Raw genomic sequence first — 26,469 nt, 5'->3', positions numbered from 1 at the left:
GGAAACTCCTCACAGGCTTGCCGGCAGTTTACGCCAATCCTTGGGATGGCACAAAGTCCTAGTATTTTTGTCGGGAAAGGCCGACGGCCACAATCAAAGGTTTTCATAGCGATTCATATCCAACACACCCTCTTCCACCGGCCTCGTTTCACGGATGTATTGCGACAGGTCGTGGAAGTAGTGCCAGAACCGCGGATTGCTGCGGCGAATCCCCCAGCGCTCGACAATACGTTCGAAGCCCTTGGCATCCCTGGCCAACTCCATGTCTGCGACGAACTCGGGCACGTCCTCGGCCGGAATATTGAAGATAAAGTTCGGGTAACTGCTGAGCACACCGGGATAGATCGTCACAGTGTCCAGCCCCGGCTGATAGCGATAGGCCTCGCCCAGCATGAACGCCACATTGCTATGGGCCCGGTTACGCAACAGGCTATACACCTCCCGCTTGCCGCCACGGGTTTCGATACGCAGCATGGTAGCTTCCGGCAACTGCTCAATGACCTTGAGCCCAGCCGCAGGCCTGGAGGTCAGGCGGCTCAGGGCCTGTTCGGCATAGCGCAGCGCCGGGTCGATACCCGGCCGCGAACAATACGCACTGATACAGCGGTTGATCGGGTCCGGGCTGGCGTTCAGAGGGCCGGACCGGGCAAGCAACTGCCTGGCGAAATCACGCTTGGGGTCGCCATCCTGCAGTGTCAGCCCGGTGGGCTTGTCATCGTCGATGGCTTCGTAATCCAGCCACAACTTGACCTTGCCACTGTTCTGGTACCAGTCATCGAGAAATCCTTCGCGGGAATCGGCTGGCATCAGGCGCAGGAAGTTCTGTTCGGCGCCGTTACGGATCAGGTCGAAATACAGCCGGGTCTGGGCCTGGTGAGAGACGTTGCCGAACACATCAAAGTTGACCGCCAACTGATAGTAAGTGCGCTCCAGCAACGGATAGTCGAACAGCCACATCGTTTGCGGCACTTCACCCACTAGGCCCTTGGTGACCGAGGCGCTGTCGAAATGACGGAAGATGCTCAACAGTGCATTGTCATTGCCCATCCACAGGCTCGACCAATCGGGCGTGGGCAGATCGGCGTAGTTATCCCGGCGCAAGGCTTCGTATTGGTTGCGTTTGTCGCGGTAGGCCAGCCACAGGCTCAGCACGCTGCCCACGTCATCATTCTGCCCCGGCATTGCCAGCAATGGCGTGGCCTGGCCGCGGTAACGCGCATCGGTAACGTACAAGTCGTGATCCGGGTCCTGGAACAGGGTCCAGAAGTTATCGCGAATCACGTCCGTGGCAATCTGTCCGCGGCACACCGGCCCGCGAATAAAGGTGCGCACGAAGTACTCGGCGTTATCGAGCATGAATTGGTAGCGCGCCTTGGCCGGGATCGCCTCAAAGGTCTCGAACGGGTTGGCCCGGCGCCCCGGCCCGTACCCCGGCAGTGCTGCGACTTGCCAGTCGCCGCTATAGAACAGCGACTTGACCCGCGCCATTTTCTCGGCGCCGAACGGGTACGTGATATGGGTCTTGTGGACGATCACCCCTTGTACCGGCCACAACCGGTAGTAAACCTGGGTGCCCGGATCGTCATTGGGGCGACGGGTATTGATCAGGTCGATAGGTTGCCCACTAGGTGTACGCGAACGTACCCACTGGAAGAAATGCCCCGATTCACCGCCCTCGAAATAGATATGCGCCAGGTACAGATGCTCGTACAACCAGCGCGCCACCAGGCTTTCCCTGGCGCCTGGCTGGTTGAGCAGGTCTTCCCATTGCTGCACCTGCAAGGCTTCCTTCGCGCTGGGCGCCAGGCTTTGTTCATCAATCGGTGCGCCAGAGGCCAGCCATCGCTGCAAGGTCTGGTATTGCTGGTCAGTCAGACCCGTGACCGCCAGGGGCATGCCTTCCGTGGGATGGGCACCGGCATATGCCGCGAACTCTCCCGGTAGCGGACACATGTTTTGCCGATTCAGGCCCAGCACAATCTCCTCGGGCAACTTGGCATTAGGCACCAGCGGCGTGCTATGCCCCAGTTCCAGCATGCGCGCCATCAAGGCAGCTTGGCTGTCTTGGGCGTCCAGCACCGAATGAAAGCCCTTCTGTTGCCAAGCCGCTTTGCCAAACGCGTCATAGAACAAGCGCGTAGTCGGCGCTGCCTGGCTGCGCTCGCCGTCATACACCGGCATTTTGCTCGCCCCGCGCGCCGCGCCCTCGCCACTGCCCAGGTTAAGCTGGCAGGCCGAGTCATAGCACGCGTGGCAGGCCACACATTTCTCAGTGAAAATAGGCTGTATATCACGGGTGTAGGAAATCGCCGGGGCGCTACCTTGTGCCTGTGCAGAACTAGCCATCAACGCCAGGGCAGCGCTGATGATGAGGCGAAATGACATGTATCCGGTCCCGATTCGATGGGTGCGCTGAAAAGTGCGGCGATTCTACCGGGCCATGCCCCCATCCAACATGAACGATATTCATGCAAAACCCGAACATGCTCCAATAGCGCACAGGTTTGCTATGATCCATGCCCTCCGTAATGCCTGACCAGAGTAGCCCCATGTCCGATCGTAGTGCGCGTCTGCAAGCCCTTCATAAAGCCCTCAAGGAACGCATCCTGATCCTCGACGGCGGGATGGGCACGATGATCCAGAGCTACAAGCTGGAGGAACAGGACTACCGTGGCAAACGCTTTGCCGACTGGCCAAGCGACGTCAAGGGCAACAATGACCTGTTGCTGCTCAGCCGCCCGGACGTCATCGCCTCTATAGAAAAAGCCTACCTGGATGCCGGCGCCGATATTCTCGAAACCAACACCTTCAACGCCACCCAAGTGTCCCAGGCTGACTACGGCATGGAGTCACTGGCCTACGAACTGAACGTAGAAGGCGCACGCGTTGCCCGCAAAGTGGCCGACGCAAAAACCCTGGAAACCCCGAACAAGCCACGTTTTGTCGCCGGCGTCCTGGGCCCGACCAGCCGCACCTGCTCGCTGTCTCCCGACGTGAACAACCCCGGCTATCGCAACGTCACCTTCGATGAACTGGTGGAGAACTACACCGAAGCCACCAAAGGCCTGATCGAAGGCGGCGCGGACTTGATCCTCATCGAAACCATCTTCGACACCCTGAATGCCAAGGCCGCGATCTTCGCCGTGCAAGGCGTGTATGAAGAACTGGGCTTCGAGTTGCCGATCATGATTTCCGGCACCATCACTGACGCCTCTGGCCGCACCCTGTCGGGCCAGACCACTGAAGCATTCTGGAACTCCATCGCCCATGCCAAACCGATCTCCGTCGGTTTGAACTGCGCGCTCGGTGCCAGCGAACTGCGGCCGTACCTGGAAGAACTCTCCAACAAAGCCGACACCTATGTCTCGGCGCACCCGAATGCCGGCCTGCCCAACGAATTCGGCGAGTACGACGAGTTGCCCTCGCAAACCGCCAAGGTCATCGAGGAGTTCGCCCAGAGCGGCTTTCTCAATATCGTTGGTGGGTGCTGCGGCACTACCCCAGGCCACATCGAGGCGATTGCCAACGCTGTCGCCGGCTATGCACCGCGGCCGATCCCCGACATCCCCAAGGCCTGCCGCCTGTCGGGCCTGGAGCCATTCACCATCGATCGCCAGTCGTTGTTCGTCAACGTCGGCGAACGCACGAATATCACCGGCTCCGCCAGGTTCGCCCGGTTGATCCGTGAAGACAACTACACCGAAGCCCTGGAAGTCGCCTTGCAGCAGGTGGAAGCCGGCGCGCAGGTGATCGACATCAACATGGACGAGGGCATGCTCGATTCGAAGAAGGCCATGGTGACCTTCCTCAATCTGATTGCCGGCGAACCGGATATCTCCCGCGTACCGATCATGATCGACTCCTCCAAGTGGGAAGTGATCGAGGCTGGCCTCAAGTGCATCCAGGGCAAGGGCATCGTCAACTCCATCAGCATGAAGGAAGGCGTCGAGCAGTTCATTCACCACGCCAAACTGTGCAAGCGCTACGGTGCCGCCGTGGTGGTGATGGCCTTCGACGAAGCCGGCCAGGCCGACACCGAAGCGCGCAAGAAAGAAATCTGCAAACGCTCCTACGACATCCTGGTCAATGAAGTCGGGTTCCCGCCGCAAGACATCATCTTCGACCCGAACATTTTCGCGGTCGCCACCGGTATCGAAGAGCACAACAACTATGCGGTCGATTTCATCAACGCCTGTGCCTATATCCGCGACGAACTGCCGTATGCGCTGACATCGGGCGGCGTGTCCAACGTGTCGTTCTCGTTCCGTGGCAACAATCCGGTACGCGAGGCGATCCACTCGGTGTTCCTGCTGTATGCGATCCGCAACGGCCTGACCATGGGTATCGTCAACGCAGGCCAACTGGAGATCTACGACCAGATCCCCGCCGAGCTGCGCGATGCCGTGGAAGATGTGGTGCTCAACCGTACCCCGGAAGGCACCGACGCACTGCTCGCCATCGCTGACAAGTACAAGGGCGATGGCAGCGTCAAGGAAGCCGAGACCGAGGAATGGCGCAGCTGGGACGTCAACAAGCGTCTGGAACACGCGCTGGTCAAGGGCATTACGACGCATATCGTTGAAGACACCGAAGAATCCCGGCAGTCGTTCGCCCGCCCGATTGAGGTAATCGAAGGCCCGCTGATGTCCGGCATGAACATCGTTGGCGACCTGTTCGGCGCCGGCAAGATGTTTCTGCCTCAGGTGGTGAAATCCGCCCGGGTAATGAAACAGGCCGTGGCTCATCTGATTCCGTTTATCGAACTGGAAAAAGGTGACAAACCGGAAGCCAAGGGCAAGATCCTGATGGCCACGGTCAAGGGTGACGTACATGACATCGGCAAGAACATTGTCGGCGTGGTGCTGGGTTGCAACGGCTATGACATCGTCGACCTCGGGGTGATGGTGCCGGCGGAGAAGATCCTGCAGGTGGCCAAGGAGCAGAAGTGCGACATTATTGGCCTGTCCGGTCTGATCACGCCGTCGCTGGATGAGATGGTGCACGTGGCCCGCGAGATGCAGCGCCAGGATTTCCACCTGCCACTGATGATCGGTGGCGCCACGACCTCCAAGGCCCATACGGCGGTGAAGATCGAGCCCAAGTACAGCAACGACGCGGTGATCTACGTCACCGACGCTTCACGCGCCGTGGGCGTGGCAACGCAGTTGCTGTCCAAGGAGTTGAAGGCCGGCTTCGTCGAGAAAACCCGCCTGGAATACATTGACGTGCGCGAACGCACCGCCAACCGTAGCGCCCGCACCGAGCGCTTGAGCTACGCGGCGGCGATCGCCAAGAAACCGCAGTTCGACTGGAGCAGCTACACACCAGTCAAGCCGACCTTCACCGGCGCCAGAGTGCTGGACAATATCGACCTCAACGTCTTGGCCGAGTACATCGACTGGACGCCGTTCTTCATCTCCTGGGACCTGGCCGGCAAGTACCCACGCATCCTCGAGGACGAGGTGGTGGGTGAAGCCGCCACCGCGCTATACAAGGACGCGCGGGAAATGCTGAGCAAGCTGATCGATGAAAAACTCATCAGCGCTCGCGCCGTATTCGGCTTCTGGCCGGCCAGTCAGGTGCAGGACGACGACCTGGAAGTGTATGGCGACGATGGCCAGCCATTGGCACGCTTGCATCACCTGCGCCAGCAGATCATCAAGACCGACGGCAAGCCGAACTTCTCCCTGGCCGACTTCGTCGCACCCAAGGACAGCGGCGTAACCGACTACATCGGCGGCTTCATCACCACCGCCGGCATCGGCGCCGAAGAAGTGGCCAAGGCTTATCAGGACGCGGGTGACGACTACAACTCGATCATGGTCAAGGCCTTGGCCGACCGCCTGGCCGAAGCCTGCGCCGAATGGCTGCACCAGCAAGTGCGTAAGGATTACTGGGGTTATGCCCAGGACGAGGCGCTGGATAACGACGCGTTGATCAAGGAGCAATACAGTGGCATCCGCCCTGCTCCAGGCTACCCGGCCTGCCCGGATCACACCGAGAAAGGCACCCTATTCAAACTGCTGGACCCTGAAGCCCGCGAGATGCAGCCAGGCCGCAGCGGGGTGTTCCTGACCGAACACTACGCGATGTTCCCCGCGGCGGCCGTCAGTGGTTGGTACTTCGCCCATCCGCAGGCGCAATATTTTGCCGTGGGCAAGGTCGACAAGGATCAGGTGGCAAGCTATACGGCCCGCAAGCAACAGGAGTTGGAGGTGAGCGAGCGCTGGCTGGCTCCGAACCTGGGTTACGACAACTGATCCCTGCGCCCGACAGCCGACCAGGCTTTGTGAACGAACTCCTGCCTATGCAGGAGCGAGGGCGCTCGATCCTCACTCTTGCAGAAGCTCACCAGGAAATTGGCTATGCTGTCCTAACACACCTTGCAACGAGGGATGTATGGACGATCCAGTCGACAACAAGCCACCGACCTTTTGGCAAATGCTCCACAGCGTGATGGCCGCGGCATTTGGCGTGCAAAGCGGAAAAAATCGCGCCAGGGACTTTACCCACGGCAAGCCCAGCCACTTTGTGGTGCTGGGCATCCTGTTTACGGCAATCTTCGCCTTGACCCTGTTTGGCATCGTCAAGCTGGTGTTGCACCTGGCTGGAATCTAGTCGCTTACTCCAACAAGAGCTTCAGTCTGAAGGGATAGTTATAGGTGTCAGGCTTGCCCACGGCCGACAGCGCACGGAAGTCGACGCCATCGCCCTCCCGGCTACGCATGTCCAGCAAACGCCGTGCCTGACGCTCATCAATCAGCTGAAACAACGATACCTGCCGCTCGCGTTCGCCATGCCGCTCGATGTCCACGCCCTTGGCGTCATCATGCAGCAGCACCATCGCCCAGCCACCGACGGTGAAATGCCCTGCCACCAAGGCACTGACCCGCCCGTCGAGGCGTGCTTGAAGTACCTCGGGCGAGCTGTTGAGCGCACTGAACAACACATCCTTGCCAGGCACACGACCATTGCCGTGCAATGCCTGCATGGCGCCTAGGGCCATTTCATCATTGGCCGACCAGACAAGCGTTGTTTGCGGGTAACGCTTGAACAACTGGGTAGCCTGGTCAAACGCGCGCTTGCGGGCCCATTCACCGTAGACCAGTTGACGCAGGTGAACTTCAGGATGCTCTCGCAGGGCGCGGTGCAAGCCCTGCTCGCGCAGTTGCGCGGCTGGCGTGTTTTTAGCCCCGGAGAACGCCAGCAAATCAATACTCCCTCCGGGTTCAATCGGGCCGCGCTGGCGCAGCAACTCCTTGAGCATCAAGTAGCCCGCCTCCTCATCATTGGCAGTAATGCTGCCCAGCCAGTCCGGGTATTTGCCTGCATTCAACAGTTGCGCCTGATCGCGCGTCAGGGCGTTGTTGACGATCAGTAGCTTGACTCCGCTGTTTTGAGACAAGCGCATGATCTGCGGTGCGATGTACTGCTCGTTGACCAGCACCAGATAGTCCGGGCGCTGCGGCCCCAGGAGCGCATCGCGCGCCTGCTGGAGGGTGTTCTGCGGGTCACGCTCGGAATAGCGCACGCGCAGATCCAGACCAAGGTCCTTGGCCGCAGCCTGCATGAATTGCGCGTAACTGACCCAGAAGGTTTCAGTGGAAGAGCCCGGGTTGAGAAATACCACTGACGTGGCGTGGGCCATCGACCCAAACATTATCCCCAGCCACCAGAGACACCCGCAAAAAACCTTACGCATTGCTGCCCGAGCCTCGATAATTGACTGTCCAGTGTAGTGGCAATGCGCCCTTTAAGCTGGGCTATTTGCCAACTGTCGGACAATCGAGGATCGGTTAGTTCCGTTACTGGTGACTGACCCAGAACACGGCGGTTGAAACCACCAAGACAATCAGGAAGAAAATGGCCCACGCGTCCACGGTACTGTCGTTTTTCCGGGCTTTGGTTGGATTGCTCATCGCATCGCCTCTTGTCGGTTTTATCGGTGATTGCATTAAGACTCGACCACAGTAAAGTCCATGGTTGACCTCATGACAAATGTGGGTATGCCAATAATCAGTCTCATTAGTCGATTTGGTTCTTTACATATACTCAAACATCACTTTTGCGCATAAACGCAAACTGGTATCGTGCGCCGGCTCCGTTGGGAGTGCGCGGCCGTGCGCGCGGATTTGCCGAGAACAGGACCTATATGTACGTATACGACGAATACGATCAGCGCATCATCGAGGACCGCGTCAAGCAGTTCCGTGATCAGACCCGACGCTATCTGGCAGGCGAGCTGAGCGAGGAAGAGTTCCGCCCTCTGCGCCTGCAAAATGGCCTTTATGTTCAGCGCTTTGCGCCGATGCTGCGGGTTGCCGTGCCCTATGGCCAACTCACTTCGCGCCAGACGCGAATGATGGCCAGGATTGCCCGGGACTTCGACAAAGGCTACGCCCACATCAGTACCCGCCAGAACGTACAGTTCAACTGGCCGGCACTGGAGGACGTGCCGGATATCCTGGCAGAGCTCGCTACCGTGCAGATGCATGCAATTCAGACCAGCGGTAACTGCCTGCGCAATGTGACCACCGACCAATTCGCCGGCGTTGCGGCCGATGAACTGATCGACCCGCGCCCTTGGTGTGAAATCGTCCGCCAGTGGACTACTTTTCACCCGGAATTCGCCTACCTGCCGCGTAAGTTCAAGATCGCCATCAATGGCTCGACCTCGGACCGCGCAGCCATCGAAGTCCACGACATCGGCCTGGAGCCGGTCTACAACGCCGCTGGCGAACTGGGCTTCCGTGTATTGGTAGGTGGCGGCCTGGGCCGTACGCCAGTGGTCGGCGCCTTCATCAACGAGTTTCTGCCGTGGCAGGACCTGTTGAGCTACCTCGATGCGATCCTGCGGGTCTACAACCGCTACGGTCGACGTGACAACAAGTACAAGGCGCGGATCAAGATCCTGGTCAAAGCCCTGACGCCTGAGGTTTTTGCCCAGAAGGTCGATGCCGAAATGGAGCACCTGCGCGGCGGCCAGACCACTCTGACCGAAGCCGAAGTACATCGTGTTGCCAAACACTTCGTCGATCCGGACTACAAGGCCCTGAGCAATCTGGACGCCGAGTTCGCCGAGCTCGAGCAGCAGCACCCCGGCTTTGCTCGCTGGCGTGCACGCAACACCCTGGCCCACAAAAAGCCAGGCTATGTGGCCGTGACCCTGTCGCTCAAGCCTACCGGTGTTGCACCGGGCGATATCACTGACAAGCAATTGGACGCGGTTGCCGACCTGGCCGAGCGCTACAGCTTCGGTCAACTGCGCACCTCCCATGAGCAGAACATCATTCTGGCCGATGTTGAACAGCGCCAGTTGTTCACCCTGTGGGGCGAATTGCGCGAAGGCGGTTTCGCAACGCCGAACATCGGCCTGTTGACCGACATTATCTGCTGCCCGGGTGGCGACTTCTGCTCCCTGGCCAACGCCAAATCGATCCCGATCGCCGAATCGATCCAGCGCCGCTTCGACGACCTGGATTATCTGTTCGATATCGGCGAACTGGACCTGAACATCTCTGGCTGCATGAACGCCTGTGGCCACCACCACGTCGGCCACATCGGTATTCTCGGAGTGGACAAGAAAGGCGAAGAATTCTACCAAGTGTCCCTGGGCGGCAGCGCCAGCCGCGATGCGAGCCTGGGCAAGATCCTGGGCCCCTCGTTCGCCCAGGAAGCCATGCCCGAGGTGATCGGCAAGTTGATCGACGTGTATGTCGAGCAGCGCACCGAAGATGAGCGTTTCATCGATACCTACCAGCGCATCGGCATTGACCTGTTCAAGGAGCGCGTCTATGCAGCGAATCATTAAGAACAACGAAGTCCTCGACGAAACCTGGCACCTGCTACCCAAGGACGCGAGCTTCGACGGCATTTCCAATTGCGACGACCTGATCGTCCCGTTGGCGTTATGGCGCGAACACTCCCACGCCCTCAAGGCCCGCGACGGCGGCCTGGGTGTGTGGCTGGATGCCGATGAAGAAGCCGAGGAAATCGGTGATGACGTGGAACACTTCCAGGTTATCGCCCTGAACTTCCCGGCGTTTACCGACGGTCGCAACTACTCCAACGCAAGATTGCTGCGTGACCGTTATGCGTACAAGGGTGAATTGCGGGCGATTGGCGATGTACTGCGTGACCAACTGTTCTACCTGCGTCGCTGCGGCTTTGATGCATTTGCATTGCGCGCCGACAAAGACCCGTATGAAGCACTGGAAAGCCTGAAGGATTTCTCGGTGACCTACCAGGCTGCGACGGATGAGCCGCTGCCGCTGTTTCGTCGTCGCTGAGTCTTAGCGATCGAGTAGGAGGCGGATTTACATCCGCCGTCCTCTCACACCACCGTACGTACGGTTCCGTATACGGCGGTTCAGGTTATGCGGCTAAGCCGGTTTATCGTATCCAGTATCGAGACCAGACCAAGGCTGTCCCATAGTTTCTTCGGCAACGCCTGATTCACATGTGACGCTCCCGAGTTCCACCATGGGCCTCGCCCATTGAACGCGGACTTGCAAGCGCGGGCTTCGTTGAGCCCTAGTCGCATCAAGTTGCGCGCCCTCGTAGAGGGCTGCTTCCATTGGCGCCAGATGACGCAGCGAAGTTTATGTCGCACCCAGCCGTCCAGTGCCTCAAGGGGTCGCTTGCTCTGACTTAGCTTGAAGTAGCCCGCCCAGCCACGCAAAACGGGATTTATCCGCTCGATGGTGTTTGCCATCTTGCTGCCCCGCGCACCGCGCAGCAGGTCTCTGAGTCGGTCGCGCAAGCGACCCAGACTCATCGTCGCCACTCTTAGCCTCGGCTGTTGGTGCCAGCTCATCCCGTACCCTAGGTAGTCACACACCCATGGCCTTGCTACTCGGCTCTTGTCCCGGTTCAGCGTCAGTTTCAGACATGGCCCCGCCGTTCCAATTCGCAGTCGAGTTCGTTGAGCAGGATATTCGACAGCAACGGCGAGAGCGGGCCGCCTTGCGGCGTCCCTTCCTGTCGTCGGCTGACGATCCCGCCCGACATCACCCCGGCTTCGAGATAACGGCGGATCAGCTTAAGTACTTGCTTATCTTCAATATGACGCTGCACATGGGCCATCAGGATGTCGTGGTTAACTCGATCAAAGAACTTTTCCAGATCAAGTTCCACGCACCAGCGGTGACCCGCAGCCACATGGGCGCGGGCGGTTTCAATGGCTTGGTGGGTGCTCCTGTTTGGACGCAAGCCGTAGCTGTAATCCGAGAACAGGGGATCGAAGATCGGCGTGAGCTGTTGCAGCAGAGCCTGTTGGATCAGGCGATCCACGACGCTGGGGATACCCAGCTGTCTTGTGCCGCCTTTGGGCTTGGGGATTTCGACGGCGCGTACACCTTGTGGGTGATACTCGCCGGCCAGCAGCCTCGCCTTGAGGGTTGGCCAATACTGTTCCACGTAGCCAGCCAATTCGTCGACCGTCATGTCATCAGCACCCGGCGCTCCCTTGTTGCTGACCACGCGCTGATACTCACGCCGAAGGTTAGCCGGTGCAAGCACCCGCTCCATCAGCGTGTCCGGCTCCGCTTTCGTCCACGTCACAGACGCCGCCGATGTCTGCGCACTGCCAGCCGTCATCCTCGGATTCTGTCCGGGACTTGGGATTACAGTTCTCCTGCGGAGAAGTTTCTGCTTTTTCGACATTCGACGAGACTCTGGCGCCTACTGGCGGCATAACCTGTTCGGCCCTTGGTGGCGTGGTATTCGCCACTTACTACGGCTTCGGCTGACTTCTGCACGCTCATCCCGTCGCCTCATGACGCTCGGTAGCACAATGGCAAACGTGCAGATCTCCCAGGATAATTCGCGCGACCTTCCTGCTTATGCCTGTCGGATCTACGTCGCAGCGTTCCGTGCAAGTATTGGGCTTTGACGATTATGGCCGTCTTACCCCGCTACGCCGCCTCATCCGCTTCCTGTTCGTCAGGCCAGCATTTTGCCTCGGGCTTCCTTCAGATTCGCAGTCACCCGCGACACCCTTACCTCTGGCTAACACTTCCCCTTGCCGGGTGTGTAGAGGACTTTCACCTCCGAGTCACCGCGCGGCCACCACAGCCAAGCTGGTTGCGCTTACGCGCAACGCGCCATGCCTGGCGCACCATCAAAAAGCCCTGGCATGCCAGGGCTTTTTTGTGAGTGCCGCCCCGCTGATGATCATCGGCAACCTATTCAGCGCCTGCCCACCGCTATCGCGGCCTCGCAGGAACTCGACGGCTCCCACAGGGGATCGGCTGTTGGTTGGATTGAATACTTAATGACCAGCAGCAATTGCTGCTGTAAGGCGTTTTGGTACCCGGGCAAAGGCAATTAGATATGTAAAAATCAAATTACCTCTCCTCTAAGATCCTTTTTGATGACGGAGGAACAACCGTGTGCAACGGCATTACGATGAAAAAAGTCAACTCTGAGCCAGCCGAAAAAATCAAAAAACATTTCTCAATATTTCAACGCGAAGGCCCTTAACAGCCAGACCCAAAAACATCAGCTCATAAAAACAATAACTTATATCCCCCTTAGGACCAATGCGTAGGAAGTCGTAGGAGTGGTCCGACTAATTTTTTCTTGCAAAGATATAATGCATATCTATTTTATAAATCGTGAGGAAGTCAATATATTGGTCAATATAAGGCAGATATACTTGCTCAGCGATTACTGGAGAATCAAAAGGTAATCGAAGCTATGTCCGTTATATCTGAAATAACGTCCAGTAGGCAACTAGCAAAGTTAGCCACGGGAGCAGATTTAATCATCTGTTGTGCTGATAACCCCAAAGGAGCTATTCAGAATTATGTAGCTAACGCGGCAGTAAAAGCAGGCACATCGGCGCTGTTTGGTGCCGTTGGTATTAACAACGGTATACTTGGGCCACTTCTTAAAGATAGATCTTCATTTCAGGCTTATCTACGATGGATTAGAGAGGTACACAGCGTTTGTAAAAAAATAATTATTCCTGCACGGTTTCCATCCAATGGAATAACGAATTCGATTATTGCTAACCTTATAGCTTGGGAGGCTTTTCAGCATTCAACAAAAATGGGGCCCTCAAAGATAGATGCATGCACCTTAAACCTAAATCTCAATTCGTTTGAATTTACAAAAAAAACAGGTCTTCAAATAAAAATGAATGCATTAGAATTTTTCAAAAACAAGAACGACAACTTATATTATTCCTTGTCAATATTTATGAATTTGGATGTTCAGAGAAGTTTATTTGTGCTTTACTTGCTACAACTTGGTATCACACAAGGAGAGATAGGTATCCTTCAATCTTTTTTATTTTTTTCTTCCGTAGCATTAGAAATTCCATCTGGTTTACTCGCAGATCGATATGGTCGTAAATGTTCTCTAATAATCGGTTTTTTAGGGTTGTGCATAAGCGGTGTTGGATTTTTGTTATTTTCATCTTTTATTCCTTTCGCAATTATATTTTGCCTGTTCGGTGCAAGTCTTGCTATGGGCTCTGGTTCAGACAGGGCATTATTGTATGACAACTTACTTGCTGAACATCGAACTGAAGATTACCCTAAAATATTATCACGCGCCCGTGCCATTGGTGCGGTGTCATTAGGTTTATCCATGCTTCTTGGCGGTGTATTACAAGAGACTTGGTCTTGGAACATTGTTTATATTTTTTTTGCAATATCAAAATTTCTTGGAGCTGTTATTGTAACATTTATTCCCGAAATCAATCTCCCGCCTATTTCACTGAACCCCAATAAGAGAAGTGACATGAGCGATAAAAAAGCAGAGGGGATTTTCACTTTGCTAATTAATTTTTTCCGCTCTAAAAAAGGCGCTTTTCTTATACCTTTATTTATTGGATATGCTTTATTCGAGCTTTCAACGATCCCTCTGTTTATCTATGGCCAGCCATTTTTTTCCATGCAGGGCTTAGAGGTGCCTATGATTGCTGGTATTTATGCTGCCGTTGAAGCTATATCAGCGGGAATGTTCATAGTCGCTGGTTTTATTTGTTCTAGACTCTCCCTCAGCATAATTGCTTTCAGCACTACTATTGTTGTTACTTTTTTTCTTTTCATTTCATCATTGAACATTGGAACAATCACCTCAATTGCAACATTTCTTCTAATCATGTCGCTCCCCGCTATATATGAGACCTCGTATGAAACGTATATCCATGAGAATGTTGAGTCACGTATCCGAGCATCTTGCCTCTCTGTTGCAAATCTAGTCAATTCAGTTATTATTGGCATATCCTATACTGTTTTCGGCGGATTGTTAGATATATATGGCTTCTCATCAACCTTGATTATAGTTGCAGCCTTCTGTTTTGTTGGTTTATTTGGCGTGAGCACAACACTTCTATTAGGCGGACAAAAAACCAATCTAAAAAAACAAGAAACTTGAATCGCCCCAGGTTTTCTAGCCACTTTCCAGGCTCACTGCGTCGTGCTTTCAAACTCTGCTCGGTGACAGCTGATTGTTGAAACCATGGCGTCATTTTTGGTTGTAAAACATCTCAATCTAATCGTAAGCGCGCCATAAATCCCCTCTATTCAAAAAAGCGAAGCGCTATTTCTCGTGCTTGATATCCCCCGCCCGTACGTCTTTGATCGGCAAGAGCAGGTACAGCGAGATATTCCAACGTCGTCCATTATCGGTGACCACGGTGACGCGCTTGCGGTTGATTTCAGCTTGGTATGTGGACTTTATGGCGCGCTTACAGACGAACTGCGCTAAAGCCTCTCCCTGACGCAATCTTCACATTAAAGGCGGAGCATTCGCCGTGATCGAACTGTCACCTATTGATCAGCAGTTTTTAACCTCACTGACGATTGGAGTTCTTCATGGCGAAAATCACCTTGGCCCAGCAATTGGCCACGACCCTTGAGCAGGCAGGCATCAAGCGTATCTGGGGCTTGACCGGCGACAGCCTCAACGGCCTCACCGATTCCCTGCGAACCATGGACAGTATCGAGTGGATGCACGTGCGCCATGAGGAGGTCGCAGCCTTCGCCGCAGGCGCCGAAGCGGCGGCCACCGGCGAGCTGACGGTGTGCGCCGGCAGCTGCGGGCCGGGCAACCTGCACTTGATCAATGGCCTGTTCGACTGTCATCGCAACCATGTGCCCGTGCTGGCGATTGCCGCGCAGATTCCGTCCTCGGAGATCGGCCTCAACTACTTCCAGGAAACCCATCCCCAGGAGCTGTTCAAGGAGTGCAGCCACTTTATTGAGCTGGTGACCAACCCCGAGCAAATGCCCCATGTGCTGCACCGCGCCATGCGCTCGGCGATCCTCAATCGCGGCGTCGCGGTGGTGGTAATTCCGGGCGACGTCTCGCTGCTGGAAGTGGAAGACAAGCTCAAGCCCTGGCCCGCTCTGCACGCGCCGCGCACCTTGCCTGCTGAACAGGACCTGCAACGCTTGACCGAGATCCTTGAAAGCAGCCAGAAAACCACCCTGCTCTGCGGCAGCGGTTGTGTCGGTGCGCATGACCAAGTGGTCGCCCTGGCCGACGCACTCGGTGCACCTGTGGTACATGCCCTGCGCGGTAAGGAACATGTGGAGTGGGATAACCCTTTCGACGTAGGTATGACCGGCCTGATCGGCTTCAGCTCGGGCTACCATGCCATGCTCAACTGCGACACCTTGATCATGCTGGGTACAGATTTCCCCTATCGGCAGTTCTACCCCACTGACGCAAAAATCATTCAGGTCGACCGCAACCCCCAAGCCCTTGGCCGTCGCGCCACCCTGGACCTGGGGATCGCTGCGGACGTCAGCGAGACGCTTCAAGCACTGTTACCACGCCTGACCCGCAAGGCTGATCGCAGCTTTCTGGAATCGTCCCTCAAACACCACGCAAAAGCCCGACAAGGCCTGGACGACCTGGCCCAACCTTCGAAGGCCGATCGGCCGATTCACCCGCAGTACGTAACCCGTTTGCTCAGCGAGTTGGCGGACGACGACGCGATCTTCACCGCCGATGTCGGTTCGCCAACCGTGTGGGCAGCGCGCTATCTGAAAATGAACGGCCGGCGGCGGCTGATCGGCTCCTTCAATCACGGCTCCATGGCCAACGCCATGCCCCAGGCTATCGGCGCCCAGGCAGCCTTTCCCGGACGCCAGGTCATATCGCTCTCAGGCGATGGCGGTTTCAGCATGTTGATGGGCGATTTCATTTCCCTGGCGCAATTGAAGTTGCCGGTAAAAGTCATCGTCTACGACAACGCCTCACTGGGCTTCGTCGCCATGGAGATGAAGGCCGCCGGCTACCTGGACACCGGTACCGAGCTGAAAAACCCGGACTTTGCCGCCATGTCCAACGCCATGGGCATTCTCGGGATACGCGTTGAGCAATCCGAAGACCTGGAGCCCGCTTTACGTCGAGCCCTGGCCCATGACGGCCCGGTATTGGTAGATGTGGTAACGGCCACCCAGGAACTGGCCATGCCGCCAAGCATCAAGCTGGAACAGGCCAAAGGGTTCAGCCTGTACATGCTCAAAGCCGTGATGAGCGGCCGCGGGGATGAGGTGATTGAACTGGCGCGGACCAACTGGTTCAGATAGCCGCACTTGAGTCACCTGTAGACGCAAGCGCCTACAGGTGACTGGTCTTTCAGCCCTTCTGCTTTTCCACCCACTTGCCGTAGGCATCGATAAACGCTTGCAGGAACGGCTTGGTCCTCTCCGAGACATTCCCGCTCTCGTCAAACACATTGCCTGCGCCACCCAGATAGGCTTCGGGTTGCTGCATGCAGGCCACATCAAGAAACACCAACGACTGACGCAAATGGTGATTGGCGCCAAAACCGCCAATGGCTCCTGGCGATACGCTGATGATCGCACCAGGCTTGCCACTCCAGGCGCTCTGGCCGTATGGACGGGAACCAACGTCGATCGCATTTTTCAAAGGTGCCGGGACCGAACGGTTGTATTCGGGGGTCACGAACAGCACTGCGTCGCACATATTCAGCTGTTGACGGAACGCACTGTAGGCAGCTGGTGCCGTTTGCCCATCAATGTCTTCGTTATACAGCGGCAATTCGCCGATCTCGATAATCTTCAGGTTGAGGTTGCCAGGTGCCATCGCCGCCAACGCCAGGGCGACCTTGCGGTTGATCGACTCTTTTCTCAAGCTGCCAACCAGTACGGCGATCTCGTAGACCTTACTCATGGAGTTTTTCCGACTTCTGGATAAAGGAGTGTGTAGTTATAGAGAATTCGTCACGCTATCACCAGCAGGCCCGAACCGCCCCGAAGCATTTTCCTGATATAAACCGATACAGAAGCCATCTGAAAAAAGTAATCGAATAGTATTTTTTTCATGTAGGTAAACTACCCCGCTCAACGACGGTCTACAGAACCGCAAATCGGTGTTTATCCAGAGGTTCTAAACAGATGGCAGCAGTACTTGTTGGACAATTCCATGCCCGAGACGCCGAAGGTCGCGTTTACTCCGTGCATGAATTCCAGGAATCCACCCCGACGCTTGATGGTTTGGCCGGGGCGGCCCCTATCACTTCCTACAAGCTGGCCATTGGTGACCGTGTAGAAAAACTGGAAGGCGATGAGTTCAAGCTGATTCAATCGGGCACTATCATCGTCCGTGAATCAGTAACCACTCTGGCGTCATAACCTGATGCCTCGGCAGAAGCCTTATGCACGGACTTGAGTTAGGATTCAAACCTTGAATTCCTCACCTGCCGGACATGGACTTCACCCATGCGTTTACGTCATATCGAAGTAATTCAAGCCATTTTGCAGACCGGACACCTCGGCACCGCTGCCGAATGGTTGCAACTGGCCGTGCCCGATGTTGACGCGATTCTCAAGGATGCTGAACAACAGTTGGGGTTCATGCTGTTTGCCAGCGTCCGGGGCAGGCTCCAACCCACCCGTGAGGCCCTCGAGCTGCAAAGCGGCATCACTCGTCTCTACGAAGTCCTGGAGCCGGTACAACGCCTGGCCAGCAGCCTGAAAAGCCATCATGCGCCACCGCTGCGCATCCTCTGCACTGCCCCGCTGGCCCATCAGTTGCTGCCGCAAAGCATCGCCGCACTGCGTCGGCGCTTCCAAGACACACCCTGTAACCTGTCAAGCCAGGCGACACGGGATATCGTGAAGAGCCTGTTGCTGGGCGAAGCTGACCTGGGCCTTAGCCTGCATGATCCCGAGCATCCACAAATAACCAGCACGGCACTGACACAGGGCAAATTGCAATTGCTGGCGCCCCACGGCTGGCTCAAGCCTCGACAGAAATACAGTGCGCTGCAAGAGCTGGCGGGCCAGTCGATGATCGGCCTGGAGGGCCAGGATCCGCTAAGCCTGCTGCTGGCAAGCAAGCTGCAAGCCTTGCGTCCAGCACCGGTCATCCAGACACGGGTTCAGACCTACCAGATGATGCGCAGCCTGGTGGAGGCCGGTGAAGGTCTGGCAATCGTCGATCCGTTCACCGCCAGCGGCGCACGGGAGGCCGGACTGGATACGTGCCCGCTGTCGCCTCCTGTGGTGGTGAGCTTGTATGCCCTGACACCCAGGGACAGCACCACCACGCCAGCACTGAATACCCTGGTGGAAATCATCACGCACAAAGCCGAAACCTTACTGGCGGGCACTGCTTCTTGAGTTGATCAGGCGTCTTGCAGCTCTGACTTGAACATGCGGTACCAGAAAATCGCCACCTCCAACGTCTGCGGGTCGATCCCGCGATAACGCAGGTGGTCGATCCCACCCAGCACATAACCGCATCGCTCATACAGGCGGCATGCGCCAAGGTTGTTGTTCTGGGTTTCCAGCATCATGCCGGGCAGGTTTTTCTTGCGGCTCCAGAACTGCGCCACGTCCAACAACGCCCTGGCCACGCCATGTCGCCGTGCGGGAACGGCCACGGCCAACTCATCGACATGGGCAAAACCGTTCCAATTGGTGCTGACAACGATATGACCGACGGGACGATCATCCAGATAGGCCATAAATACTGCGCTATCTTCAGCGCCCCGATAGCTGGCGAATTCTTGCGGATCAATGCCATAGCACTTGCGATACGACGGGACATGTTGCACAGCCCACTGATCGACACGCCTTTCCAGCTCCGGCGCGCCATAGGCACTGACTTCAAAGCTGAAATCGTTGCCCCAGACGTAGGCGTCAAATCCCTCGTCAGCGACTCGCACACTAAGCCCTGGGTACTTCGGATTCATGACAGCTTGCATAACTTTCCTTAAGACTTGATGCAATCAACGGTGTAGCAACGACCATCACCGTGGTCCTCGCGTTGCAGCCCATGAACGTCGGCGACAAAACCGGGGAAGTTGCTATCGAACTCCCGGGCAAATGCCAGGTAGTCGATGATCGAACGCGTCGACTCGGTAAAACGCTCCCCTGGCATGATCAACGGAATACCTGGCGGATAAGGCACCAGCATCACGGCTGCGATACGCCCTTGCAAGGCATCGATACAAACGGCCTCGACCTCACCGCGTACCAGTTGGTCATAGGCATCGGCGGGCTTCATCGCAACCTCGGGCAATACGGTGTACATGCGCTTGAGGTGTTTGGCCGTGGCATTGCTGCGATAGCAGCCGTGCAACTGGTCGCACAAGTCTTGCAAACCCATGCCCTGATAGCGCGCCGGACCGTGTTGAAACACTGACGGTAAACAGCTGGCCAAACTTGCGTTGGCGTCATAATTGCGCTTGAACTCCAGCAATTCGGTCAGCAGGGTACTCCACTTGCCTTTGGTGATTCCCATGGAAAACAGCACCAGGAACGAATACAGGCCGGTTTTTTCCACCACCAGGCCACGCTCCCAGAGAAACTTGCTGACCACAGCAGCCGGGATTCCGCAATCACTCAAGGCCCCGCCGGCGGTCAGGCCGGGCATCACCAGCGTCACCTTGATCGGATCGAGTAACACGTAGTCTTCGGCGACATCGCCAAAACCATGCCAATCGGCTTGCGGTTGCAACAACCAGTCGCTGGTTGCAACCCTTTCGATGCCCGCCACCGAGGGCGGTTGCCAGATGGAGAACCACCAGTCTTCAGCGGCGATATGTTGGCGCAAGTTGGCCAGGGCGCGCCGAAAGCTCAAGGCCTCATCGAACATTTCCTGGAGCAGCGAGCGCCCTGCCGGCCCCTCCATCATTGCCGATGCAACATCCAGAGACGCAATGATGCTGTATTGCGGCGAGGTGGAGATATGCATCATGAAAGCTTCATTGAAGCGATCGCGGTCCAACTGCCGAGCACCACCATCCTGCACATGAATCATCGAGGCCTGGCTGAACGCCGCCAGCAGCTTATGCGTGGAGTGCGTGGTAAACACTAGAGGGCTGTCGACGGTGCGCGAGGTGCCCATGCCGTAGCGTCCTGCAAAAAACTCGTGGAACGCCGCATAGGCGTACCAGGCCTCGTCGAAGTGCAATACTTCGACACTGTTACCCAGTTGCTGCTTGATCAGTTCGGCGTTGTAACACAGGCCGTCGTAGGTGGAGTTGGTGACCACGGCCAACTTAACCTTGGGCTCGCGCCCACGAGTCAATGGGCTGGCATCGATTTTCGCGCGAATCGATTCACGACTGAACTCAGTCAGCGGAATCGGGCCGATGATCCCCAACTCGTTACGTTCCGGGCACAGATACAACGGTATGGCGCCGGTCATGATGATCGAGTGCAGAACCGACTTGTGGCAGTTACGGTCCACCAACACCAGATCATCGCGCCCGACCATTGAGTGCCAGACAATCTTGTTGGCGGTCGAGGTGCCATTGATCACGAAGAAGGTATGATCAGCCCCAAAGTTGCGGGCGGCACGCGCCTCGGCTTCGGCCAACGGGCCAGTGTGATCCAGCAGCGACCCCAGCTCCGGCACCGACACCGACAAATCCGAACGCAAGGTGTTTTCGCCAAAGAATTGATGAAACGCCTGCCCGATCGGGCTTTTGCGGTAAGCCACGCCGCCGCCGTGCCCGGGTGTGTGCCAGGAGTAATTGGAGTCCGCCGTATGCTGCACCAGCGCTTTGAAAAATGGCGGCAATAGGCCGTCCAGGTATGTTCGTGCTGCACGCGCAACCTGCCGGGCCAGGAATGGCACGGTGTCTTCGAACAAATAGAGAATACCGCGCAATTGATTGAGTTCGCTCATGGCATCGGCCGGAGCATTTTCCAGGGTGACTTGCTCGCCAAGCGCAAAGATAGGGAGATTTGGCGCGCGCATCCGCGCCAAGCGGATCAGCTCGACCATATTTTGCAGCAGATGGGTATTTACCCCCGCACCTTCGGCGGCAATCAGCATGCAGGCCAAGCCATGATGAGTCGAAGCCACTAAACGGCCTTCGGCGTAGTCCACGGCTGAAAATATACTGAAGCCTTCTTGCTCCAACTCTTGGGCTATGCCCCGGACCCGATCACCGGCAACGGTGTCAGCCTTGATGTCGCGATGCACGATCAGGATGGGAAACTTCAGGTCTTTATACATGGGAGCCAGTATCCTGAGGGCGATCTACTCAGGGTAGAAGCTCGGGACCGTTGTAGCGAATGAAGATTGAAGCAGTAAGCGGCCACGCCTCTTACTGGGTCAATTGGCTCCACAACGCCGGCGCGCCCGCGGACTTGGCAATGGCCTCAAGACGCGCGGCGTGCTCGGCCATGTCCTGTTCGCTGGCACGGATGATCGCCGTGGGCTTGCGGTCGACCGGCAGGCGCCGGATTTCCGAAGGTCGATTACCCGAACCTTCCGCCGAACCGTTGCCATCGGAAGCGTTACCAGCCAGGGACAGGCTGGTCTGGCCGCCGGTCATGGTCAGGTAAACGTCGGCCAGAATCTCGGAGTCGAGCAAAGCTCCGTGCAGTTCACGACCGGAGTTGTCGACGCCATAGCGTTTGCAAAGAGCGTCGAGGCTGTTGCGCTGGCCGGGGTGCCGTTCGCGGGCCATCATCAGGGTGTCGAGAATGGTGCAGTGGCGGGTGATATCAGCCCGGTCCGACTGCCCCATCAAGGCGAATTCATTATTGATGAAGCCGACGTCAAACGCCGCGTTATGAATGATCAGCTGCGCGCCTTCGATAAAGGCGAAAAACTCATCGGCGACTTCAGCGAAACGCGGCTTGCCCACCAGAAACTCGTTGGTAATGCCGTGGACGCCAATGGCGCCTTCATCACTTTCGCGGTCCGGCTGCAAGTACACGTGAAAATGGCGACCAGTCAGGCGGCGGCCTATCAGTTCGACACAACCAATTTCAATGATCCGGTGGCCATCGGTCACCGGCATGCCGGTGGTTTCGGTATCGAGTACAACAGATCGGATGGCCATCAGGGCTCAGCTCTCAACGGTGTGGTGTGTTTCAAGGGGCAGGATATTAACACGCTCTCCAAGCGAAGCGACCCATGGTGCAACACTGGAGGTATTGCCCCACAGTTTTTTACAAGCTTTAGCAAACCAGTCGCAGTTTGCTACAGGGAGCCTTGCTAGCCTTCGCGGCTCTTTCTGATAGGGAATACCCGGTTTATGTACAACCCGAAATGGCTCCTCGCCCTTTGCCTGTTCGGCCTTGCGAATGCCCAGGCCACCAGTTTCGTCATGACCACCGACGCGCTGGTCAGCCTGTCCATGAGCGCCTCTAAAGGTACCAGCAGCAGCTTGAGGGATGACAAGGTGGTGCTAGCGGCAAAAACCGACGCGGCAGCGTTTGTCGCCAGCCAGGGTGAGATACGCAGTGTTCAACTGGAGGCGGCGTTCCAGCATATCCGCCGCACCCTCCCGGACTCGCGGGATACGGACGAACAACTCGCCCGTGCGATACTGATCCTGTAACAGCTGCAGCGGCGTCAGAAAGGGTCAGCTCTGTTTATAGCCGCGCACTTCGTCCACGCCCCGGTTGGCTAGCTGGTCAGCCCGCTCGTTGCCGGGATGGCCGATATGCCCACGTACCCATTTCCAGGTGATGTTGTGGCGATTGCATTGCTCGTCGAGCAACTGCCATAGGTCGGCGTTCTTGACCGGTTCCTTGGCGGCGGTTTTCCAACCGCGCTTTTTCCAGTTGACCATCCATTCATTGATGCCTTTCATGACGTATTGGGAGTCGGTAACCAACAACACATCACAACGACGCTTGAGTTCTTCCAGGCCACGAATGGCCCCCATCAACTCCATGCGATTATTTGTCGTGTTGGCTTCACCACCCCACAACTCCTTCTCCACGCCCTTGCAAATCAGCAAGGCGCCCCAGCCGCCGGGCCCTGGATTGCCTTTGCAGGCGCCATCGGTGAAGAGTTCTACACTATCGATCATTGCGCTATCCATCAAAGCGGGCTGCCGGCAATCGACCGGCGAAGCCCGAGGCCGGAAAACCAGGCCTGAATTCTAAAGAGTGCCTTATTGCTCGGCGGGCCGGCGATTGACCTTGGCCAACGGCATCGGCACCAACTTGCTTATCGGTTCGCGCCGTACCTGGCTCACTGGTCGTAGCCCCACCACAATCTTGCGCGCCACCAACAAATAAAAACCGCCACCAGACAACTGCCAGGTTCCTGCCCTGCGCTCCCAGCCTGCCAGGCGGCCTTGCCACTTGCTCGAGGCAAGCGGCGGACGATAGCACCCGAAGCGGCGTTTCTCCAGCGCGAAGCCCAGTAGGTTCAACCAGTCACCGACCCGTGATGGCGAGATACAACGAGCCTGGCCCAACCCGTCATGAGCGAAGACGTGGCGCAGGCCCCATGTGCTCCAGGGGTTGATTCCAACAATCAGCAAATGGCCACCAGGGCGCACGCTGCTAGCCGCCTCGCGCAGCAAACCGTGGGGCGACAGGCAGAAATCCAGGCCGTGCTGCAGCACCACCACATCGGCGGCATGTTCGCTCAACGGCCAGGCCTGTTCCTCGCAGACAATTTCCACTCCCGGCAACGGCGCGCCCAGCCGTACGTTACGCTGCACTTGAGGTGCAGACGGTGGGGTTTGGGCCGAAGGGCCGTAATGCACCAGATAGCCACCGAAGAAGCGCCCAAGCTCATCCTCAAGCATGCCCCGCTCTTCTTCCAGCAGAAATTGCCCGATCGGCCCATTCAGCCAATCGCGGGCAGCACCGATGAGGGCCAGCCACTCGGGATCGGCCTGGGCGAACGCTTTATCAGTCATTGCATTCTCCAAACGCGCCAAGACGTTCTAAGATGCACCAATGTGTTCCGCTTGGCGAATAGAAGAATGATACAGATCAGTGCCCTGCCCGCCTTCACCGATAACTACATCTGGTTGTTACAAGACCATCGCAGCCATCGTTGTGCTGTCGTCGATCCAGGTGACGCTGCACCGGTGCTCAAATGGCTTGAACAGCATTCGGACTGGATCCTCGGTGACATCCTGATTACGCACCACCATCACGATCATGTAGGCGGCGTGGCACTGCTCAAGGCAAAAAACCCGCATGCCAATGTCTACGGCCCTGCTCTTGAGACAATTCCGGCCCGTGACATAGCGCTGAAGGATAACGATCGTATCCAAGTGTTTGGCTGGGAGTTCGAAGTGCTTGCGGTGCCCGGCCATACCTTGGGACACATAGCTTATTACCGTCATGGCTTGCTGTTCTGTGGCGACACCTTGTTCGCTGCCGGTTGCGGGCGCTTGTTCGAAGGCACGCCAGAACAAATGTACGCATCGCTGGAGCGCCTCGCTACATTACCCGAGGACACGCTGGTTTACTGCACTCACGAATACACACAAAGCAACCTGAAATTTGCCCAGGCAGTCGAACCGGCCAATCATCATATCAGCGAACGGGTGGAGAAAGTCGCCCAGCTCAGGGCTGATGGCAAGATGACCCTGCCGTCGACGCTTGCGCTGGAAAAACTCACAAACCCTTTTTTACGCACCGCCGAAACATCCGTTAAACAAAAAGCGGACGAATGGAGTGACCAGGACAATCGCTCCGGGAGTGCGGTTTTTGCTGCCTTGCGATCGTGGAAAGATACGTTCTAATGAGACAGCTTCTGATACTGATTTTCTGAATGGTTGACCGCGACCTACGCGCTTTCTAGAATCGCCCGACATTTTTGCCCGGAACTAACTTCCAGCCAATGTCGTCATCTATTCGTAAATCCAATCATTCAGACGCATTGACCCGCCTGGCCCAAGCCATTGCGGTGGCAGCCTGCGCAACTCTGGCGGGCTGCCAATCAACCAACCACCCTGCACAATCCATCGTGCAACCCAAACCCAACCTGGCTGTAAAGATCAAGCAGAAACCCCTTTGGCTGTCAGAAAAGCCAAGCCCGCTGGTACCGCAGGATGTCTGGGAACGCATGCGCCAGGGCTTCCAGCTGCAGGGCGACGTAGGCGTCAACCCGCGCATCGAGCAACAACGCCTGTGGTTTGCCAGCAATCCGTCTTTCCTGGAGAACGCCGGAGAACGCGGCAGCCTCTACATTCACTACATCGTCGAGCGCCTCGAAGAGCGCAACATGCCCCTGGAGCTGGCGCTGCTGCCAGTGATTGAAAGTGCCTACAACCCGATGGCCTATTCGCGCAGCGATGCAGTCGGTTTGTGGCAGTTCATTCCTTCCACCGGGCGCTATTTCAATCTGCGCCAGACCCGCGCCTACGACGGCAGGCGCGATATCACCGCCTCGACCACCGCTGCACTGGACTACCTGACTCGTCTGCATGACATGTTTAACGGCGACTGGTTGCTGGCACTGGCAGCTTATAACGCCGGCGAAGGTACCGTCAGCCGAGCTATCGAGCGCAACGAGAAACTGGGTTTGCCGACCGACTACTGGAACCTGCCCCTGCCGCAGGAAACCCGTGACTACGTGCCCAAGTTCCTGGCACTGTCCCAAGTAGTCCTGGCACCCGAGGCATACGGTATCAACCTGAACCCGATTGCCAACCAACCGTATTTCGAAATGGTGGAAGTCAAGCAAAGCATGGACCTGTCACGGGTCGCGGCGCTGGCAGAAATCGACGAAGACGAGTTGTTCCAGCTCAACCCGGCGTTCAAGCAGCGCACCACTCTGGACGGCCCCCAGCATTTGCTGGTACCCACCTCCAAAGCACAGTTGCTGGCCAGCAGCCTGTCATCGATGAACCGCGAGGAGCTGTTGAGCCTGCGGCCGAAAAAGCCGGTGTTCGACGAGGTTGAACACCAGGCCGTGGCTGGGCGCTCGCGTACCTACAAGGTCAAGAGCGGCGATAACCTGACGCTGATCGCCAAGGCCAACAAGGTCTCGGTACACGACCTGCAACGCTGGAACAAGCTCAATGGCCAGGCCTTAAAAGTCGGCCAGGCGCTGGTGATGCAGGATACGCGCAAGGCTGCACGCAAGAAGCCGATGCGGTACAAGGTCAAGAAAGGCGACTCGCTGTACATGGTGGCCAAGCGCTTCAATGTCGAGATGCAACATCTCAAGCGCTGGAACCCACGCACGAGCAAGGCCTTGAAGCCTGGGCAAATGCTGGTGGTTTCCGGGCCCAGGTAGACAATACCTTTTCGG

At 56.9% G+C, this 26,469-nt stretch carries 19 protein-coding genes and 1 pseudogene; 11 read left to right on the top strand and 9 right to left on the bottom strand.

What is annotated here, in order from left to right; genetic code table 11:
• Positions 1–93: 93 nt before the first annotated feature.
• Entirely contained in the window at positions 94–2,385 is a 2,292-nt protein-coding gene (locus OQ460_RS10845) for a fatty acid cis/trans isomerase (protein ID WP_410021793.1), read from the bottom strand.
• 164 nt (positions 2,386–2,549) lie between these two features.
• Between OQ460_RS10845 and metH the strand changes: the two genes are divergently transcribed.
• Together metH and OQ460_RS10835 are read left to right on the top strand one after the other, a co-directional pair.
• Positions 2,550–6,260: a methionine synthase gene (metH, locus tag OQ460_RS10840; RefSeq protein WP_410021792.1), complete on the top strand. Its 3,711-nt coding sequence runs from the start codon at positions 2,550–2,552 to the stop codon at positions 6,258–6,260.
• 139 nt (positions 6,261–6,399) lie between these two features.
• The gene (locus OQ460_RS10835) at positions 6,400–6,618 is read left to right on the top strand and encodes a DUF2970 domain-containing protein (RefSeq protein ID WP_410021791.1); all 219 of its coding nucleotides are present in this window, start codon (positions 6,400–6,402) and stop codon (positions 6,616–6,618) included.
• Between the two features lie 4 nt (positions 6,619–6,622).
• Here the strand turns inward: OQ460_RS10835 and OQ460_RS10830 are convergent, their stop codons facing one another.
• A complete protein-coding gene (locus OQ460_RS10830) occupies positions 6,623–7,702 on the bottom strand; it encodes an ABC transporter substrate-binding protein (protein ID WP_410021790.1) in 1,080 nt (359 codons plus the stop codon).
• Positions 7,703–8,152: 450 nt separating this feature from the next.
• On the opposite strand from OQ460_RS10830, the gene OQ460_RS10825 reads away from it, so the two are divergent.
• Together OQ460_RS10825 and OQ460_RS10820 are read left to right on the top strand one after the other, a co-directional pair.
• Entirely contained in the window at positions 8,153–9,811 is a 1,659-nt protein-coding gene (locus OQ460_RS10825; RefSeq protein WP_410021789.1) for a nitrite/sulfite reductase, read from the top strand.
• Positions 9,795–10,289 (top strand): DUF934 domain-containing protein, encoded by a 495-nt coding sequence (locus tag OQ460_RS10820; RefSeq protein ID WP_410021788.1) that lies wholly within the window; start codon positions 9,795–9,797, stop codon positions 10,287–10,289. The genes OQ460_RS10825 and OQ460_RS10820 overlap by 17 nt, the downstream gene beginning before the upstream one ends.
• Positions 10,290–10,369: 80 nt before the next feature.
• Here OQ460_RS10820 and OQ460_RS10815 read toward each other — a convergent pair.
• Positions 10,370–11,695, bottom strand: a pseudogene (locus OQ460_RS10815) (group II intron reverse transcriptase/maturase).
• 938 nt (positions 11,696–12,633) lie between these two features.
• Here OQ460_RS10815 and OQ460_RS10810 point away from each other — a divergent pair.
• The gene (locus OQ460_RS10810) at positions 12,634–14,388 is read left to right on the top strand and encodes an MFS transporter (protein ID WP_410021977.1); all 1,755 of its coding nucleotides are present in this window, start codon (positions 12,634–12,636) and stop codon (positions 14,386–14,388) included.
• 440 nt (positions 14,389–14,828) lie between these two features.
• Positions 14,829–16,553 (top strand): ubiquinone-dependent pyruvate dehydrogenase, encoded by a 1,725-nt coding sequence (gene poxB, locus OQ460_RS10805; RefSeq protein WP_410021787.1) that lies wholly within the window; start codon positions 14,829–14,831, stop codon positions 16,551–16,553.
• Positions 16,554–16,602: 49 nt separating this feature from the next.
• Here poxB and OQ460_RS10800 read toward each other — a convergent pair whose 3' ends face one another.
• The gene (locus OQ460_RS10800; protein WP_410021786.1) at positions 16,603–17,160 is read right to left on the bottom strand and encodes an NADPH-dependent FMN reductase; all 558 of its coding nucleotides are present in this window, start codon (positions 17,158–17,160) and stop codon (positions 16,603–16,605) included.
• A 224-nt stretch (positions 17,161–17,384) separates the two neighbouring features.
• Between OQ460_RS10800 and OQ460_RS10795 the strand changes: the two genes are divergently transcribed.
• Together OQ460_RS10795 and OQ460_RS10790 are read left to right on the top strand one after the other, a co-directional pair.
• Positions 17,385–17,621, top strand: coding sequence for a hypothetical protein (locus tag OQ460_RS10795; RefSeq protein ID WP_410021785.1), 237 nt, complete (start codon positions 17,385–17,387; stop codon positions 17,619–17,621).
• An 87-nt stretch (positions 17,622–17,708) separates the two neighbouring features.
• Complete coding sequence (locus OQ460_RS10790; protein ID WP_410021784.1) at positions 17,709–18,611, top strand: LysR substrate-binding domain-containing protein; 903 nt, start codon at positions 17,709–17,711, stop codon at positions 18,609–18,611.
• Positions 18,612–18,616: 5 nt separating this feature from the next.
• Here OQ460_RS10790 and OQ460_RS10785 read toward each other — a convergent pair whose 3' ends face one another.
• The 3 genes from OQ460_RS10785 to dnaQ all read right to left on the bottom strand — a co-directional run bounded on the left by OQ460_RS10785 (position 18,617) and on the right by dnaQ (position 22,291).
• The gene (locus OQ460_RS10785) at positions 18,617–19,186 is read right to left on the bottom strand and encodes a GNAT family N-acetyltransferase (RefSeq protein WP_410021976.1); all 570 of its coding nucleotides are present in this window, start codon (positions 19,184–19,186) and stop codon (positions 18,617–18,619) included.
• Positions 19,187–19,206: 20 nt separating this feature from the next.
• On the bottom strand, positions 19,207–21,462 hold the full coding sequence (locus OQ460_RS10780; protein ID WP_410021783.1) for an Orn/Lys/Arg decarboxylase N-terminal domain-containing protein: 2,256 nt from the start codon (positions 21,460–21,462) through the stop codon (positions 19,207–19,209).
• Between the two features lie 91 nt (positions 21,463–21,553).
• Positions 21,554–22,291, bottom strand: a complete 738-nt coding sequence (dnaQ, locus tag OQ460_RS10775; RefSeq protein WP_410021975.1) for a DNA polymerase III subunit epsilon — start codon at positions 22,289–22,291, stop codon at positions 21,554–21,556.
• 201 nt (positions 22,292–22,492) lie between these two features.
• Here dnaQ and OQ460_RS10770 point away from each other — a divergent pair, with 201 nt between their 5' ends.
• A complete protein-coding gene (locus OQ460_RS10770) occupies positions 22,493–22,798 on the top strand; it encodes a DUF2388 domain-containing protein (protein ID WP_410021782.1) in 306 nt (101 codons plus the stop codon).
• 24 nt (positions 22,799–22,822) lie between these two features.
• On the opposite strand, the gene rnhA is transcribed toward OQ460_RS10770, so the two are convergent.
• Positions 22,823–23,275: a ribonuclease HI gene (gene rnhA, locus OQ460_RS10765; protein WP_410021781.1), complete on the bottom strand. Its 453-nt coding sequence runs from the start codon at positions 23,273–23,275 to the stop codon at positions 22,823–22,825.
• An 84-nt stretch (positions 23,276–23,359) separates the two neighbouring features.
• Complete coding sequence (locus OQ460_RS10760) at positions 23,360–24,118, bottom strand: class I SAM-dependent methyltransferase (RefSeq protein ID WP_410021780.1); 759 nt, start codon at positions 24,116–24,118, stop codon at positions 23,360–23,362.
• Positions 24,119–24,184: 66 nt separating this feature from the next.
• Between OQ460_RS10760 and gloB the strand changes: the two genes are divergently transcribed.
• Both gloB and OQ460_RS10750 read left to right on the top strand, forming a co-directional pair.
• Complete coding sequence (gloB, locus tag OQ460_RS10755) at positions 24,185–24,955, top strand: hydroxyacylglutathione hydrolase (protein ID WP_410021974.1); 771 nt, start codon at positions 24,185–24,187, stop codon at positions 24,953–24,955.
• A 98-nt stretch (positions 24,956–25,053) separates the two neighbouring features.
• The gene (locus OQ460_RS10750) at positions 25,054–26,454 is read left to right on the top strand and encodes a lytic transglycosylase domain-containing protein (RefSeq protein ID WP_410021779.1); all 1,401 of its coding nucleotides are present in this window, start codon (positions 25,054–25,056) and stop codon (positions 26,452–26,454) included.
• The last annotated feature ends 15 nt before the right edge of the window (positions 26,455–26,469 follow it).

The sequence above is a fragment of the Pseudomonas imrae genome (assembly GCF_046352735.2).
Classification (GTDB): Bacteria; Pseudomonadota; Gammaproteobacteria; order Pseudomonadales; family Pseudomonadaceae; genus Aquipseudomonas; species Aquipseudomonas imrae.
The sequence above is the reverse complement of the archived record's forward strand: the minus strand, read 5'-3'. Positions and strand labels throughout refer to the sequence as shown.